General features: G+C 69.3%; 15 protein-coding genes, 1 pseudogene and 1 riboswitch. Of the genes and pseudogenes, 5 read left to right on the top strand and 11 right to left on the bottom strand.

What is annotated here, in order from left to right:
• Window positions 1–541: 541 nt before the first annotated feature.
• From ACIPEK_RS04020 to ACIPEK_RS04010, 3 genes and pseudogenes are all read right to left on the bottom strand, one after another.
• Window positions 542–817 (bottom strand): annotated as a pseudogene (locus ACIPEK_RS04020) (hypothetical protein); the annotation flags it as partial.
• 257 nt (window positions 818–1,074) lie between these two features.
• Entirely contained in the window at window positions 1,075–1,308 is a 234-nt protein-coding gene (locus ACIPEK_RS04015) for a hypothetical protein (protein ID WP_401990309.1), read from the bottom strand.
• A 360-nt stretch (window positions 1,309–1,668) separates the two neighbouring features.
• Entirely contained in the window at window positions 1,669–2,199 is a 531-nt protein-coding gene (locus tag ACIPEK_RS04010; protein ID WP_401990306.1) for a hypothetical protein, read from the bottom strand.
• Window positions 2,200–2,638: 439 nt separating this feature from the next.
• On the opposite strand from ACIPEK_RS04010, the gene ACIPEK_RS04005 reads away from it, so the two are divergent.
• Window positions 2,639–3,223, top strand: coding sequence for an SUKH-4 family immunity protein (locus ACIPEK_RS04005; RefSeq protein WP_401990303.1), 585 nt, complete (start codon window positions 2,639–2,641; stop codon window positions 3,221–3,223).
• A 271-nt stretch (window positions 3,224–3,494) separates the two neighbouring features.
• Here ACIPEK_RS04005 and ACIPEK_RS04000 read toward each other — a convergent pair whose 3' ends face one another.
• From ACIPEK_RS04000 to gcvT, 7 genes are all read right to left on the bottom strand, one after another.
• Entirely contained in the window at window positions 3,495–3,887 is a 393-nt protein-coding gene (locus tag ACIPEK_RS04000) for a type II toxin-antitoxin system VapC family toxin (protein WP_401990300.1), read from the bottom strand.
• Window positions 3,884–4,162, bottom strand: coding sequence for a hypothetical protein (locus ACIPEK_RS03995; RefSeq protein WP_401990297.1), 279 nt, complete (start codon window positions 4,160–4,162; stop codon window positions 3,884–3,886). The genes ACIPEK_RS04000 and ACIPEK_RS03995 overlap by 4 nt, the downstream gene beginning before the upstream one ends.
• Window positions 4,163–4,432: 270 nt before the next feature.
• Window positions 4,433–4,558: a hypothetical protein gene (locus tag ACIPEK_RS03990; RefSeq protein ID WP_401990294.1), complete on the bottom strand. Its 126-nt coding sequence runs from the start codon at window positions 4,556–4,558 to the stop codon at window positions 4,433–4,435.
• A 30-nt stretch (window positions 4,559–4,588) separates the two neighbouring features.
• Window positions 4,589–5,971, bottom strand: coding sequence for an L-serine ammonia-lyase (locus ACIPEK_RS03985; RefSeq protein ID WP_401990291.1), 1,383 nt, complete (start codon window positions 5,969–5,971; stop codon window positions 4,589–4,591).
• A gap of 194 nt (window positions 5,972–6,165) precedes the next feature.
• Window positions 6,166–7,425: a serine hydroxymethyltransferase gene (gene glyA / locus ACIPEK_RS03980; RefSeq protein WP_401990288.1), complete on the bottom strand. Its 1,260-nt coding sequence runs from the start codon at window positions 7,423–7,425 to the stop codon at window positions 6,166–6,168.
• A 19-nt stretch (window positions 7,426–7,444) separates the two neighbouring features.
• Window positions 7,445–7,822 carry a glycine cleavage system protein GcvH gene (gene gcvH, locus ACIPEK_RS03975; protein WP_327272806.1) on the bottom strand — a complete coding sequence of 126 codons (378 nt, stop codon included), beginning with the start codon at window positions 7,820–7,822 and terminating at the stop codon, window positions 7,445–7,447.
• A gap of 91 nt (window positions 7,823–7,913) precedes the next feature.
• Window positions 7,914–9,029: a glycine cleavage system aminomethyltransferase GcvT gene (gcvT, locus tag ACIPEK_RS03970; protein WP_401990285.1), complete on the bottom strand. Its 1,116-nt coding sequence runs from the start codon at window positions 9,027–9,029 to the stop codon at window positions 7,914–7,916.
• 140 nt (window positions 9,030–9,169) lie between these two features.
• Window positions 9,170–9,267, bottom strand: a riboswitch (glycine riboswitch).
• A 158-nt stretch (window positions 9,268–9,425) separates the two neighbouring features.
• Here gcvT and ACIPEK_RS03965 point away from each other — a divergent pair.
• The 3 genes from ACIPEK_RS03965 (at window position 9,426) to ACIPEK_RS03955 (ending at window position 11,918) form a co-directional block, all read left to right on the top strand.
• On the top strand, window positions 9,426–10,103 hold the full coding sequence (locus tag ACIPEK_RS03965; protein ID WP_401990282.1) for an AAA family ATPase: 678 nt from the start codon (window positions 9,426–9,428) through the stop codon (window positions 10,101–10,103).
• Window positions 10,104–10,183: 80 nt separating this feature from the next.
• Window positions 10,184–10,954, top strand: coding sequence for an enhanced serine sensitivity protein SseB (locus ACIPEK_RS03960; RefSeq protein ID WP_401990280.1), 771 nt, complete (start codon window positions 10,184–10,186; stop codon window positions 10,952–10,954).
• Between the two features lie 181 nt (window positions 10,955–11,135).
• The gene (locus ACIPEK_RS03955) at window positions 11,136–11,918 is read left to right on the top strand and encodes an enhanced serine sensitivity protein SseB C-terminal domain-containing protein (RefSeq protein WP_401990277.1); all 783 of its coding nucleotides are present in this window, start codon (window positions 11,136–11,138) and stop codon (window positions 11,916–11,918) included.
• A gap of 230 nt (window positions 11,919–12,148) precedes the next feature.
• Here ACIPEK_RS03955 and ACIPEK_RS03950 read toward each other — a convergent pair whose 3' ends face one another.
• The gene (locus ACIPEK_RS03950; RefSeq protein ID WP_401990275.1) at window positions 12,149–12,748 is read right to left on the bottom strand and encodes a hypothetical protein; all 600 of its coding nucleotides are present in this window, start codon (window positions 12,746–12,748) and stop codon (window positions 12,149–12,151) included.
• Between the two features lie 467 nt (window positions 12,749–13,215).
• On the opposite strand from ACIPEK_RS03950, the gene ACIPEK_RS03945 reads away from it, so the two are divergent.
• The gene (locus ACIPEK_RS03945; protein WP_401990272.1) at window positions 13,216–13,614 is read left to right on the top strand and encodes a helix-turn-helix domain-containing protein; all 399 of its coding nucleotides are present in this window, start codon (window positions 13,216–13,218) and stop codon (window positions 13,612–13,614) included.
• Window positions 13,615–14,058: the final 444 nt, after the last annotated feature.

Here is a 14,058-nt window from a genome sequence, read left to right as displayed (position 1 = left end):
GAGATGAGCCGGTCATCCCTGCTCACTCTCCTCCGCCGGGGGTCCGGGCATCGGGGCCGGGCTCGCGGGCCCGCGGTGGCAAGCGCCCTTGGCTCAGGACGGTGGCATCACCGTGCGTGACCCACAGTCAACCGTTCCTGGGCAGTGAGCAGAAGTGAGTCCTGTCTCACTGGCACGCCCCGAACGGTGTTGGGCGCGCTGGTCCTCCGCTTTCTCGTCCTGGGCGGCGACGCATATCACGTATGCGGTCCGTCCCGGGTGGGCGGAATCCCTACGGCCTGGCCATGTGGGTGTGGCCAGAGGCGACGGGGAGGCCCCGAACCATCACTCCGGTGATACGGGGGCCCCGACTGCTGACGCCACACCCGGCGTCCCAGATCGCGCCACATACGTTACGCACACCCAGCCAGGCACACCCATAGACCGGAACACCGTTCACTCAATCGTGCTCATGTTCGCCAAAACGAGGTACTGGAACAGCAGTTGTGAACCTCCTGTGGCCAAGGGAGGGAAGTCGTTTGTGACTGAAATTGCCTGATCGTCACGAACGAACGAACATCTCTGAGCAGCTGACGGTCTCTTGGGACGATCTCCGTGCCGACGGCGCAGATGCCCGGCCCCTGCGGATGAACACACCGCGGCCCGCCTGCTGCTGCGCGGCGTACACACCGGGGAACAACCGGCCCTCGCTGCGGTCGCCCGCCATGAGGAGCGCCGAGGCACCCGACTCGCGCAGGCCCAGCACCAGCGGGTCGTACATGCCGCGCGACGCGCCCGCGATGCGGCGCGTCAGGACGAAGTGGAGCCCGAGGCCGACTCACTTCGGCAGGACTTCGCCGTACACCTGGGCCTGTCCGGCCTCGTCCACGAAGACTCGGGTCACCCGGTACTCCGAGCCGCGCCCGAGAAGGATCTCTCGCTCGGTCACGCCGTAACCGCCGACATCTGCTGCCGCGCGTCGTGGCGGCCTTCTCGGCGCAACCGGGTACCCGAGGATCTACAGCCGATCTCCACTCCGTGCACACGATCACAAAAAGCGGCGACCGTTCGATCGCCGCCGGATGGTCCGGATGGTCATGGGTGGAGGCGCTTCTCCGCCTCGGCCTGTTCGACCAGCTCCGGATACGGGTCGCCCTCCTCGAGTCCCGACCCGTGGAGGAGGGACACCGACCATGGAATCGGGCACGGCGGGGCGTGATCGGGGTCCGGGCACAGCAGCCTGGCGATGCGTTCCTCGATCTCTTCGGCCTGCTGTCGAGTGGCGTAAATACCCAGCCGCACTTCCCAGACACTCGGGCTCTCAGGCATCGCTCACGTCCCGGATCAGTGGAGAGAAGGGGGGAGGAGGGAGGGGCGGAGGTGACAAAAAGGGAGTAAACGGCTCGCGCCCTTCGCGAGGCTAGCAGGTGCGCTTGGCGTCGCAATGGCGCTTGTAGTGGCCCGACGGGACGGGGATGTGGAGGCCGGCTTCTTCCGACTGCCGGAATCCGCTGATGCGGGCATCTGCTGACCGGCACCGGGTCCAGGTGCCGGTGCCGGAGGTGGGCGGCATGATCGGACGTCCTGGCAGACGCCGTACGCGCCGCCGAACGGCTCGGACACGGCGGACCGCCCACGGGTCCGCTCGGCAGCGGCACTCCTCGCCGCGTGGGGCTCCAGTAGCGCCGGTCAGCGTCCCCGGCCCCGGGGAAATTCCCCGAGGTGAACCGCGCGGTGGACCACCGTGGCCAGCTCTCGCATGTCCTCGGTGAAGGTGTCGACGCGGATCCGGCGTCCGCTGTGCAGCCGGATCTCGCACGTGGAGCCCATGCCACGAGCATCGGCGAGCGGACGGCCGTCGCCGCCGGAGGCGCTCACCTGCGCCACGTCCTCCCAGGGAATGACGGTGGCCTCGCCCGCCACGCGGTGGGTGAACCCCCGCTCATGGATGTCGAAGCACTGTTCCCGGGTACGGAACGCCTGCACCAGGCGCCAGATCCCCAGCCCCCACCCCACCAGGCCGACCCCGAGCAGCAGCCCCGCCAGCTTCGGGGCCCCGTGGACGGTGCCCACCGACGCGATCGCCACCGGTAGTCCGACGGCTGTGCCCGCCGCCCCGACCACCAGCCAGATGCCCGCCTGCCGCAGGCGTCTCGCGCCGTCGGTGCGGTGCTCCCGTACGAATCCGCCCAACTGTCTGGCCACTTCTGTACGCCTCATCGGGCCCCCTTCGGGATCGTGGACGTCTCCAACACTGCCCGCTGCCGGAGGATCCACCCCACCCGCGGACCGCGAACCCGGCTCGCGGGTTTGTGAGGGTACGCCGGAAGCATCGTGACGCGACGTCAGCTGTCATGCCCGGAGCACGAGCCGGCGCCGCTTGCGCTCCGGCATGACAACGGCCCCCGCTGCTTGGCGAGGGTCGGGTCGTTCGGAGGCTGTTGCGTGGCTCAGACGGTGAACTTCTGTGACAGGTTCCTCATGGACACCTTCGGAGGGTCGAAGGTGTCATGGAGCATCGACTGCCCGCACGGCACGGGGACGGGCCCCGGCAAGGCACGTTCCGCCGGTGTCAACGAGCTGAAGCGCACGTTGACAAAGATCCGGCGTGGCGCCTTCGATCACCTTCTGTAAGTGCGTTTCTCGAAGGGAATGACCAGTGGAGTACGTACTGCAGTGGCTGACACCCGAGTCCTGGGACGAGGCCGGCATCCTCGGCCTGGACGCGGACGCGCTCGCGTCGGCGGGCGAGTGGCCGCAACCCGTGCGTGAGGCTCTGGAGGTGGCCCGTACCTACGGGCTGCCGAACGAGGTGTACGGGATGTTCTACCCGTCCGAGGAAGGCGCCGCGTTCACCCGGGTGACGGCGAAGGCGGACGAGGGACCGTACTGGCGACTCGGCCGGCACGAGTCCTCGCACGCCCTGGAGTACGTGCTCGATGCGGAGGGGCGGGTCGTGATCCCGGACCCGTCCCTCCCCGAACCCCGCTTCGTCAACAGCTCGCTGCTTGCCTTCCTCGACGCCTTGGCGGCGTGGGACCACCGCAGCGAGCACCTGGACGACTTCGACGAACTGGAGCCGGACGACCCCGAGGAGGAGGACGACCCGGCCGAAGCTGCCCGGGTCGCCTTCGGAATGAAGATCAGGGACGGGCTCCGCGGCCAGGACCCGGCCGCCTTCAGGGACGACGTCGCCACCTGGTGGCAGCGGGTCTACGAGGAGGTCGAGCTCGACGCCATCTGACGCCGGGCACGAGGGTCGAGCAAGGCGGTGATGGCGTGGACGGTGGGTAGCCGAGAAGGGGGTGTCGGGGTAGCGGAGACGATTTGGCGCTTGAGCGCCGTTTGTCTGTGCCGGACAATTTTGGAGGCGGAATCGCATTCGGAGGCGGTGCGATCGGCGTGGACTTCGGCATGCGGGTCTCCATAGTGATCGGAGACCCAGGTGTCAACGGTGATCGTCAGTTCTAGAGCGCGGCGAACAAAAGCCGCGGCTGGCCCGGCATCGCACAGTGTCAGATCTTGATGACGCGGATGCCGGGGCCGCACAGCATGAGGAGGTCCTCGGGGTCTGACGTCAGCACGGTCACCGGCGCGGGCGAGGCCAGCGCGGTGGCGGCGACGAAGGCGTCGAGGGCGTATTTGTGGCCGTGGAGTCCGGCTGAGGCAAGGAGCTTGCTGGCCTGGCGGGCGATGGCTTCGGTAGGCGGGATGATGTTGACGCGGGAGACGGCGTAGTCGAAGCGGGCTTGGTTGGTCTTGGGGTCGCGGGCTTCGACGAGGGTGACGGAGCTGGTGATGACGCGGATGTCCTCGGCCTCGGCTGCGGCCAGCCATTCGGTGAGTTCGGGTGTGCGTCGTACGAGTTTGGACAGGCCTTCGCAGTCCAGGACGAGGGTGCCGCTCACGCGGCGTCCGCCGAGCCGGCCTTGTCGCCGCGCAGGAGTGCCCGCTTGGCCTCGACCGCGGCCTGGTCCACTGGCCCGTGCTCAGTTTCCGCGTCTTCAATGAGTTCGCGCAGCCGGTCACGCTCCAGCTGGCGCTGGATGAGGGCTTCGACGTAGGCGGACATGCCACGTTTGCCGGTGCGAGCCTTGAGGGCGGCGATGGTGCCCTGGTGGAGGGAGACGGAGACCGGGCGGACGGGGCCTTCGCCGGGAGCAGGGGCGGGGGTGTTGGCCATGGAGCCACTTTAACAAAACTCTTGTTATTCGGGTGGCGGATCTGTGGCTTTGTTGCTTGGCCGGCGGCAGGTGGCCAATCTGGGCGAGCAGCAGGCTGCCCTTGAGGACGAAGTGTTCCCGGCCAAGGGGCGACGAGGCCAGGCGGTAGAGGAACCGTTCGAGGACGTACTCGACCATGACCTCGTCCGTGGACCGACTGTTGCGGCGGGCCAAGTTGCGCAGGTCGTTGCAGACGCGACCGACGGTGGTGTCGCGGGTGGGGTTGGCCATCAGGCGAGCACCGTCTCTACGGCGGGGCGGACGACGGAGAGGGCGCCCAACTCGCGCGCGATGTGCTGGAGTTCGCTGACCCCGCCGCGTCCGCTCCGGCGCAGGTGGCGGCCGAGCGCGGACACAGCAAACGCGCTGGTCAGGGCCCATCCCGCTCAGCACTCGATGATGTTCACCGCGAGCCCGCCCCGCGCCGTCTCCTTGTACTTCACGCTCATGTCCGCGCCCGTCTCCTTCATGGTCTTGATGACCTTGTCGAGGGAGACCTTGTGGCTGCCGTCGCCGCGCAGCGCCATCTTCGCCGCCGTGACGGCCTTGACCGCGGCCATGCCGTTGCGCTCGATGCACGGGATCTGGACGAGACCGCCGACCGGGTCGCAGGTCAGGCCGAGGTTGTGTTCCATGCCGATCTCGGCGGCGTTCTCGACCTGCTCGGGGGTGCCGCCGAGGACCTCGGCGAGGGCGCCCGCGGCCATGGAACAGGCGGAGCCGACCTCGCCCTGGCAGCCGACCTCGGCGCCGGAGATGGAGGCGTTCTCCTTGAAGAGCATGCCGATGGCTCCGGCGGCGAGGAGGAAGCGGACGACGCTGTCCTCCTTCTCGGCCTCGGTTGCGCCGCCGGCCGCGAAGTTCATGTAGTAGTGCAGCACGGCCGGGATGATGCCGGCTGCGCCGTTGGTCGGGGCGGTGACGACGCGGCCACCCGCGGCGTTCTCCTCGTTGACCGCCATCGCGTAGAGGGTGATCCACTCCATCGCGTGGGCCTGCGGGTCGCCCTCGGCGCGCAGCTGGCGTGCGGTGTTCGCGGCGCGGCGGCGGACCTTCAGGCCGCCGGGCAGGATGCCCTCGCGGGACATGCCGCGCGAGACGCACGCCTGCATGACGCGCCAGATGTCCAGCAGACCGGAGCGGATCTCGTCCTCGGTGCGCCAGGCGCGCTCGTTCTCCAGCATCAGCGAGGAGATCGACAGTCCGGTGTCCTTCGCGAGCCGCAGCAGTTCGTCGCCGGTGCGGAAGGGGTGCTTGAGGACGGTGTCGTCGAGAACGATCCGGTCCTCGCCGACCGCGTCCTCGTCCACGACGAAGCCGCCGCCGACGGAGTAGTACGTCTTCTCCAGGAGCGGGGCGCCCTCGTGGTCGTACGCGAAGATCGTCATGCCGTTGGCGTGGTACGGCAGTGCCTTGCGGCGGTGCAGGATCAGCTGCTCGTCGGCGTCGAAGTCGATCTCGTGCATGCCGAGGAGGTTGAGCCGCCCAGAGGTGCGGATCGCCGCCACCCGGTCGTCGGCGGACTCCACGTCGACGGTACGGGGCGACTCGCCCTCCAGACCGAGCAGGACGGCCTTGGGGGTGCCGTGGCCGTGACCGGTCGCACCGAGCGAGCCGTACAGCTCGGCGCGTATGGAGGCGGTGTGGGCGATGAGGCCCTCGTTCTTCAGCCGGCGCGCGAACATTCGGGCGGCGCGCATCGGGCCGACCGTATGGGAGCTGGACGGGCCGATGCCGATCGAGAACAGGTCGAAGACCGAGATGGCCACGGGGTGACTCCTAAGGGTTGGTAGACGCCGTTGTCTGCCGGGTGATGCGGTACGGGCCGGTCGGCCCGAAGAGCAGCGGGGGACAAGGGATGGGGCACCGCGCCCACTGTCCAGTGTGCGCGGTGCCCCGCCCGAAACGTGACGAACTGTGTCCCGGATTACTTCGGGACAACCTGTGACCCGGGCTACTTCAGCTACTTCAGGCCGGGGTACAGCGGGAACTTCTCGGCCAGCGCGACGACGCGGGCCTTCAGCTCATCCGCGTCGTAGGACGGCTTGAGCGCCGACGCGATGATCTCCGCGACCTCGGTGAAGTCCTCGGCCTGGAAACCGCGGGTGGCCAGGGCCGGCGTACCGATCCGCAGCCCCGAGGTGACCATCGGCGGCCGCGGGTCGTTCGGGATGGCGTTCCGGTTGACCGTGATGCCCAGCTCGTGCAGCCGGTCCTCGGCCTGCTGGCCGTCCAGCTCGGAGTTGCGCAGGTCGACGAGGACCAGGTGGACGTCCGTACCGCCGGACAGCACGGAGACACCGACCTCGGTGACGTCCGGCTGGACCAGGCGCTCGGCGAGGATGCGGGCGCCGTCCAGGGTGCGCTGCTGGCGCTCCTTGAACTCCTCGGTCGCCGCGACCTTGAACGAGACGGCCTTGGCCGCGATCACGTGCTCCAGCGGACCACCCTGCTGGCCCGGGAAGACCGCGGAGTTGATCTTCTTGGCGAGCTCCTGCGTCGACAGGATGACGCCACCGCGCGGACCGCCGAGGGTCTTGTGCGTGGTGGTCGTGACGACATGGGCGTGCGGCACCGGGTTGGGGTGCAGGCCCGCGGCCACCAGGCCGGCGAAGTGCGCCATGTCGACCATCAGGTACGCGCCGACCTCGTCCGCGATACGGCGGAAGGCGGCGAAGTCCAGCTGACGGGGGTACGCGGACCAGCCGGCGACGATCAGCTTCGGCTTGGACTCCTTGGCCAGACGCTCGACCTCGGCCATGTCCACGACGCCGGTCTCGTCGACGTGGTACGGGACCACGTTGTAGAGCTTGCCGGAGAAGTTGATCTTCATGCCGTGGGTCAGGTGACCGCCGTGGGCCAGGCTGAGGCCCATGATCGTGTCGCCCGGCTTCAGCAGCGCGAACATCGCGGCGGCGTTGGCCTGCGCACCGGAGTGCGGCTGGACGTTCGCGGCCTCGGCGCCGAACAGCGCCTTGATGCGGTCGATGGCGATCTGCTCGACGACGTCGACGTGCTCACAGCCGCCGTAGTAGCGGCGGCCGGGGTAGCCCTCGGCGTACTTGTTGGTGAGGACGGAGCCCTGGGCCTCCATGACCGCGACCGGAGCGAAGTTCTCCGAGGCGATCATTTCGAGGGTGGACTGCTGACGGTGGAGCTCGGCGTCGACAGCGGCGGCGACGTCCGGGTCCAGCTCGTGGAGGGAGGAGTTGAGAAGCGACATCAGGTGGTCCCTTTGGGTCTCAGTTGCCGGAGAACTCGGTGTACTCGTCGGCGGAGAGCAGGTCCTTCGGCTCCTCCGCCATACGTACCTTGAACAGCCAGCCGCCCTCGAAGGGAGCGGAGTTCACCAGCGACGGGTCGTCCACGACGTCCTGGTTCGCGGCGGTGACCTCACCGGTCACCGGCGAGTACAGGTCGCTCACCGACTTGGTCGACTCCAGCTCACCGCAGGTCTCGCCCGCGGTCACCGTGTCACCGACCTCGGGGAGCTGGGCGTAGACGACATCGCCGAGCGCGTTGGCGGCGAACTCGGTGATACCGATCGTGGCCACACCGTCCTCGACGGCCGACAGCCACTCGTGCTCCTTGCTGTAACGCAGCTGCTGGGGGTTGCTCATGACCTGAATTCTCCTGTACGCGGGGGAGTGCTGATGAACGGTGGTCTTACGGTGTGAGACGCGACTGCGTCACTTCCGAGGTGCGCGGACGTCACTTCTGGCGCTTGTAGAACGGCAGCGCCACGACCTCGTACGGCTCGTGGCTGCCCCGGATGTCCACTCCGACGCCCGTAGTACCGGGCGTGGCGTGCGCGGCGTCCACGTACGCGATGGCGATCGGCTTGCCCAGGGTGGGCGACGGGGCGCCCGAGGTGACCTCGCCGACGACCTGGCTCCCGGCGACCACGGAAAAACCGGCGCGCGGCACCCGGCGGCCCTCGGCGATCAGGCCGACCAGCTTGCGGGGCGGAGCGGTCTCGGCGCGCTCGGCGGCGGCCTGGAGGGCCTTGCGGCCGACGAAGTCGCCCTCCTTCTCGAACTTCACGACCCGGCCCAGGCCGGCGTCGAAGGGGGTCAGCCCGGTGGTCAGCTCGTGCCCGTAGAGCGGCATGCCGGCCTCCAGGCGCAGCGTGTCGCGGCAGGAGAGCCCGCACGGGATCAGGCCGTGGGAGGCGCCCGCCTCGGTGAGGGCTTTCCACAGGTGCTCGGCGTGCTCGGGGGCGACGAACAGTTCGAAGCCGTCCTCGCCGGTGTAGCCGGTACGGGCGATCAGGGCGGGGACACCGGCGACCGTGCCGGGCAGACCGGCGTAGTACTTCAGGCCGTCCAGGTCGGCATCGGTGACGGAGGCCAGGATGGCGGGGGACTCGGGGCCCTGGACGGCGAGCAGCGCGTACGCGTCGCGGTCGTCGCGCACCTCGGCGTCGAAGCCGTCGGCCCGCGCTGTCAGCGCGTCCAGCACCGTCTGGGCGTTCCCGGCGTTGGCGACGACCATGTATTCGGTGTCGCCCAAGCGGTAGACGATGAGGTCGTCCAGGATCCCGCCGTCCTCGGCGCAGATCATCGTGTAGCGGGCGCGGCCCACGGCGACGGTGGCGATGTTGCCGACCAGCGCGAAGTTCAGGAAGGCCGCGGCCGCGGGGCCGGTGACGGTGATCTCGCCCATGTGCGACAGGTCGAAGAGACCGGCCCTGGTGCGCACCGCGTTGTGCTCGTCGCGCTCGCTGGCGTACCGCAGGGGCATGTCCCAGCCCGCGAAGTCGGTCATGGTCGCGCCCAGCGAACGGTGCAGGGCATCGAGGGCGGTGAGACGGGGGGCGGTGCTCATGGATATGGCTCCCAGGGCATGACGACGAGGACAATCCCTCCCCATCTGTCATCGGAACCTGAGAGGTTCGCCGAGAGCCCCTGAGGGGTTCGGCTTGCACCTTGGGTGGAGCCGCAGAGCGGCCCGCTTTTCAGATCTGCCTCATCCACGCGGTACGGGGCCTGAGAGATTCAAGGGAGGAACTTGCTCCTTCGGCGCCCGGCACATGCAGTGACCGGAACTCTCCCGCGCGGATTCAAGCGGCCTTTATGCAGTTGGCCGGGTCATCATCGCATGCATCGCACTGGAGTGGGGCCCCGGTCCCGAACGGGAAATCAGCGGCGTGGACGGTTGTGCCGCATTACCTTTTCTTTACACTTCATGGGCATACGTGGGTGACCCGACAGGGGGAGGGCGATGACGTTGCAGCGGTACGCGACGACCGCGGGGGTCGCGCACGGCGCGATGCCCGCACAGCCAGGGGCTCCGGCCACGGAGACGCTCGGGACGCACGCGCCCGTCGTGCGGGATCTGCGGGAGCGGGCCGGGCGCAGCCCGCGCAGCCTGCACTTCGCCGCGGGCGACGTGGTGGTGGTCTCCGGGCTGCCCGGCAGCGGCAAATCGACGCTCATCCGGCGGGCGGTCACAACGGCCCGTGCCATCGACTCCCAGGACACCCGGGACCGCTGGGCGGGACTGATGCCCCGGTTAGTCCCGTACGCCCTCTACCGCCCCCTCGTCCGCGTCGCCCACTACTGGGGGCTGTGGCGGGCGCTGCGCTCCGGGGAGTCCGTCGTCGTCCACGACTGCGGAACCCAGGCGTGGGTACGCGGCTGGCTGGCCCGTGACGCGCGGCGCCGGGGCCGCGTCCTCCACCTCGTCCTGCTCGACGTCACACCGCAGACGGCGAGGGAGGGCCAGCGGGAGCGCGGACGCGGGGTCTCCGGATATGCGTTCGCCCGGCACCGCAGGGCGGTGGGGAGGCTGCTGCGGAACACCGAGACCGGCCTGCTGCCGCCCGGGTGCGTGTCGGCGGTGCTGCTGGACCGGGAAGCGGCGGGGAAACTGGGCCGGATCGCGTTCGCGGACGCGTAGGGCTTGGGGGCGAGGGGCCCGAGCGCCTGGCGGCCGGACGTTAATCTTCTGCCGGAAGGCTCGGGCAAGAAGGGGAAGCAGTGGACATTCCGGCACAGGTCCAGTCCCATCCGCAGAGCGGATGGCCGGCCAATGAGCTCGAAGAAGTTCTGATGGCCTCGGTGGGCAGCCCGGAGGCGGGCGGACGGCTCGTCGAGGTGCTCGGGCGCAGCCAGGTCTGGGTGCCCCTGCCCAACGGCGGCGGACCCGACTCCCCCGACCTGGAACTGCCCACGCTGGAGATCGAGGGCGCTCCGTACGTTCCCGTGTTCAGCTCCGAACAGCAGTTCCTCAGCTGCGTCGGCACCCATATGTCCTTCACCGTCGCGCCCGCCCGCGAGTTCGCCCGCGGCCTGCCCCCGCAGCTCGGCATCGCCGTGAACCCGGGCGGCGCCGTCGGGATGCCGCTGCCGCCGCCCGCCGTGGCCGAGCTCTGCCGCGCCGGACGCACCCCGCTGGACGGGCCGGCCAGCGGAGGCAGGGTCCGGCTGTACGAGCCGGCCTGGCAGGAGGAGCCCGCCGACTTCCTCTCCGCGGCGGCCGGCGAATTCGAGGAGAGCGGTGTCGTGCTCACCGCCCGCCGGGCGCTGGCCAGCATCGAGGGCGGCGATCCCGTCCTCTTCATCGGCGTCGAGTTCTCCACCTGGGAGGGTGCCGGGCGCAACGCCCCGATGGACGCCCTCGGCCGCGCGCTCGGCCGGGTCGAGGTGCCCTGGCCGGTCAATCTGATCCTGCTCGATGTGGCGCAGGACCCGGTCGGCGACTGGATGCGGGAGAAGGTCCGGCCGTTCTACCGGCGCGCGGGCCAGTAGCGCCCGGCGAGGCGCCCGCGGACGCCTTCGGAGCGGATCACCGCGTCGAGCCAAGGCGTCAAGTCGGTGTCAGGACCGGCGCATAAGCTGGTTTGATGGCTGGTGCCACGGCACCATGCCGCACCCGTGTGCCCCGGGAGCGGCGGGCCGACACAGTGGATCGAAGAGGGGCGGGGACCAGGTGAGTGCGTCAGGCACCGCGGCGGCCGGGCAGGTCGAGCACATGCTGCGCCAAGTGACGCCCGGGCGCTACGACGCGTACGAGGCACTGCTGCAGGCCCTCGCGAACGGCCGGATCTGGATGCTCCTCTGGCACGGCCAGGCGGGCTCGCCCGACGCCCAGTACGGGAACATGGAGATCGACGGCCTCGGCTACGCGCCCTGTGTGACCTCCGCCCAGGAGCTCTCGGCCAGCGGCTGGAACCGGGCCCATGAACTGGTCGGCGGCCGCGACATCGCCCGCGCCCTCTTCCCCGACCGCTGGGGCATCTGGCTCAACCCGCACGCCCCGGGCGGCGGCGTAGGCATCCCCTGGCTGGATCTGCGGCGGATCGCCACCGGCCTCGACCGGATGCCCGCGGGCCCGCTCCGGCTCACCGAGCCGGCCATCGAGATCCCGCAGTTCTACGCCCTGCTCTCGCAGAACGCCCATCACACCTCCGCGATCCGCTCGCTGCGCCGCGCCTGGGTGCAGCCCGCGCTCGGCGTCCCGTATCTCGCCATCGGTCTCGACCTCTACGACACGAGCCAGACGTCGGTCGACGCGGTGCGCGCGATGATGCAGCAGTCGATCGGCGCGGTCCCGGACGGGCTGCCCGTCTCCACCGTCGCGATGTCCGACGAGTACGACCCGGTCGCGATGTGGCTGCGCGCCAACGCCCGTCCGTTCTACGACCGCGAGGCCCACGCCCCGGCGGCCCCGGTGGCGGGCTACGGCTATCCGCCGCCGCAGGGCGCGTACTGACCCCGCTCGAAGCGGAGTTGTACGTTCCTGTCCCTCTCCGGCGGGCCGGTGCGCAGCCCGGGCGCTCGCCGCAGATTCTCGGGGCATGCGTGCGCCGTGCCCGCCTCAGAGCCTGTCGGAGGCCACCCGACAGGCTCTCAGGAAGAGAAGGCGGGCACAGCGAGTCGACGTTCGGTGTGGGGGCCTCCCTCAGGGGAAGGGCCCGACTGCCTCCGGCCGCTGTGCCACGGTCAGCAGCCGTGCTGCTGAGCCTTGCGGGCCAGTTCATCGACGCTCTTGGTCCGGCAGGAGACAAGGCCCGTGGCGAGGGCGGCCGCCCCCTTCTTCACGGCGAAGCTGCCGGCTGTGCCGTGACGGGGCGGGCCGTATCCGGTGCCCTTGGCGTTGCAGGTGCGCACGGTGTAGGTCCCAGTCGCCATCTTTACGCCTGCATAGGCGACGTAGATACCGGGCTTGGCAATCCTGCCCTTGACTGTCACAGAATTGGCTGGGGTTTTGCTCGGTACGTCGGCGAGGGTGAGCTTGGTGGCCTTTTCGAGTCCGTTGATGACCGAAGTGGCCTTTCCCGGCCCCTTCTTATAGGCGCTGAAGCGTGCGCCCACGCGCGGGACCTGGGTGTTCAGAGAGGTATTCGCGCCCTTGGCCCGGACCGTCCTGGCGTGTGTCAACCGGGTGCTGGTGACGGTCTGGGAGAAGGCGATCCGGACGGAGCCCGGCCGGCATGTGGTGGCACCGGCTCCGGGTGTGGCCTGGGCGGCAGGGACGGCGACGGACAGGACGCCGAGGGCGGCGGTGGCGACGCCGGCGGCGGTGAGGGCCCGAATATTCACGGTGAGTCTCCCGTTGGTATGTCAACTGAGTTGCCGGAGTCGGTAGTTGACCAGAAGCCGGCTCCGGCGAGTGGCAGGAGCATGTTGGGCGAGATGGCGGTCGGCAAGTGGAATTCCATGTACTACTTGTCTGCCTGGTTATTGACACCTTTGATCGCGGGTCAGGCAAAAGGGATGTACGAGGCGCCCGCTGATTCGCTTCGTGGCGATTGAAGCCCACATGTCCGTATAGCTTCCGCCGCATATCGTGCCCAGTGTCACTTTCCTGGGCTTATGAGGTCGGCGGTATGAGGAGGAATTCAACCTCAGGAACAGCTCAACTTCCTGGCCGGGAGGCCGAGTAGCTGACTATCTTCCGGTTCAAGGCGAAGTCGGTCGTGCGGATTTGCAACTGCAGATGCGTTTGGCGCGTCTCTTGAGGTCATAGATCACCCGACGAGTGACGTGAGGGAAGAATGATCCAGTCGATGTCTACGTCTGAGCGTGTTGCGGGAACCGCACGGGAGGCCACGGTCACAGAGGTGCGGCCGGGGCGGGTGTTCGGGAGAGCGCTGCGGGCCAGACGCTTACAGGCCGGGCTCACACAGGTGCAGTTGGGTGCGCTGGCCGGTATGAGCCAGGCGGCACTGTCCCGGTTGGAGCGAGGGCAGGGGGTGCCCACGTTCGCGGTGCTGCACCGGCTGGCCCGGGCCATGGAGTCGGACCTGCTGATCTTCGTGTCCCTCTCCGGAACGTTCCGGGCGGCCTTCCGTGAGGCGGGAGCATCTGCTCCCCAGACGCCGTCGAGTGCGACGCGACAGCGGATACGGCCGCCGGCCGCGGCTCCGCGTGGTTCGTGGAGGGGTGCCGGGGCGGGGCGGCCGTGAGTCGGCGGCCGTCGCAGCTCCTTGCGGGGCCAAGCGCGGGCCGGCACGACTGGTCCGTCAGTCGCTTCTCGGGGTGGGAGGTGGTTCCGGTGCCGGACTCGACGGCTTCTCATTCACTCCGTACGGAGGCTGCCCGGGACTGTCTCCGCCGCAGCGCGAGGCAGCCGGTGCCGCCGCCGGAGAAGTGACAGGGCGTGCTCCCGGGCGCGGCTCGCCGGAGGAATCGCGGTGCGTCGAGGGATCGTCGGTGGGCCGGTACCCGACTGTGCTCGTGGCCTCCGGCGATCTCACCGCACAGCGCAGTGCCCGCTCCAGGTCGAGGAGACGGGCACATGGGGTGTGTTGCATGTATTCAGGGTGCGGCAGTAGCAGGTGCGTGGAATACCCCGCGTCCCTCCCTTGCTTGGTGATGTCCGGCTTGGAGTCCGGAGTTGTCCTGCTCGC

The organism is Streptomyces sp. NPDC088246 (genome assembly GCF_044741025.1).
Lineage (GTDB): Bacteria > Actinomycetota > Actinomycetes > Streptomycetales > Streptomycetaceae > Streptomyces.
This window is presented reverse-complemented; position numbering and strand designations above follow the sequence as displayed.

Coding starts and splice junctions, on each gene's coding strand:
- glyA (WP_401990288.1), bottom strand. CDS start 7,425: ATGTCGCTTCTCAACTCCTCCCTCCACGAGCTGGACCCGGACGTCGCC.
- gcvT (WP_401990285.1), bottom strand. CDS start 9,029: ATGAGCACCGCCCCCCGTCTCACCGCCCTCGATGCCCTGCACCGTTCG.
- ACIPEK_RS03995 (WP_401990297.1), bottom strand. CDS start 4,162: ATGGCCAACACCCCCGCCCCTGCTCCCGGCGAAGGCCCCGTCCGCCCG.
- ACIPEK_RS04015 (WP_401990309.1), bottom strand. CDS start 1,308: ATGCCTGAGAGCCCGAGTGTCTGGGAAGTGCGGCTGGGTATTTACGCC.
- ACIPEK_RS03945 (WP_401990272.1), top strand. CDS start 13,216: ATGTCTACGTCTGAGCGTGTTGCGGGAACCGCACGGGAGGCCACGGTC.
- ACIPEK_RS03965 (WP_401990282.1), top strand. CDS start 9,426: ATGACGTTGCAGCGGTACGCGACGACCGCGGGGGTCGCGCACGGCGCG.
- gcvH (WP_327272806.1), bottom strand. CDS start 7,822: ATGAGCAACCCCCAGCAGCTGCGTTACAGCAAGGAGCACGAGTGGCTG.
- ACIPEK_RS04010 (WP_401990306.1), bottom strand. CDS start 2,199: ATGAGGCGTACAGAAGTGGCCAGACAGTTGGGCGGATTCGTACGGGAG.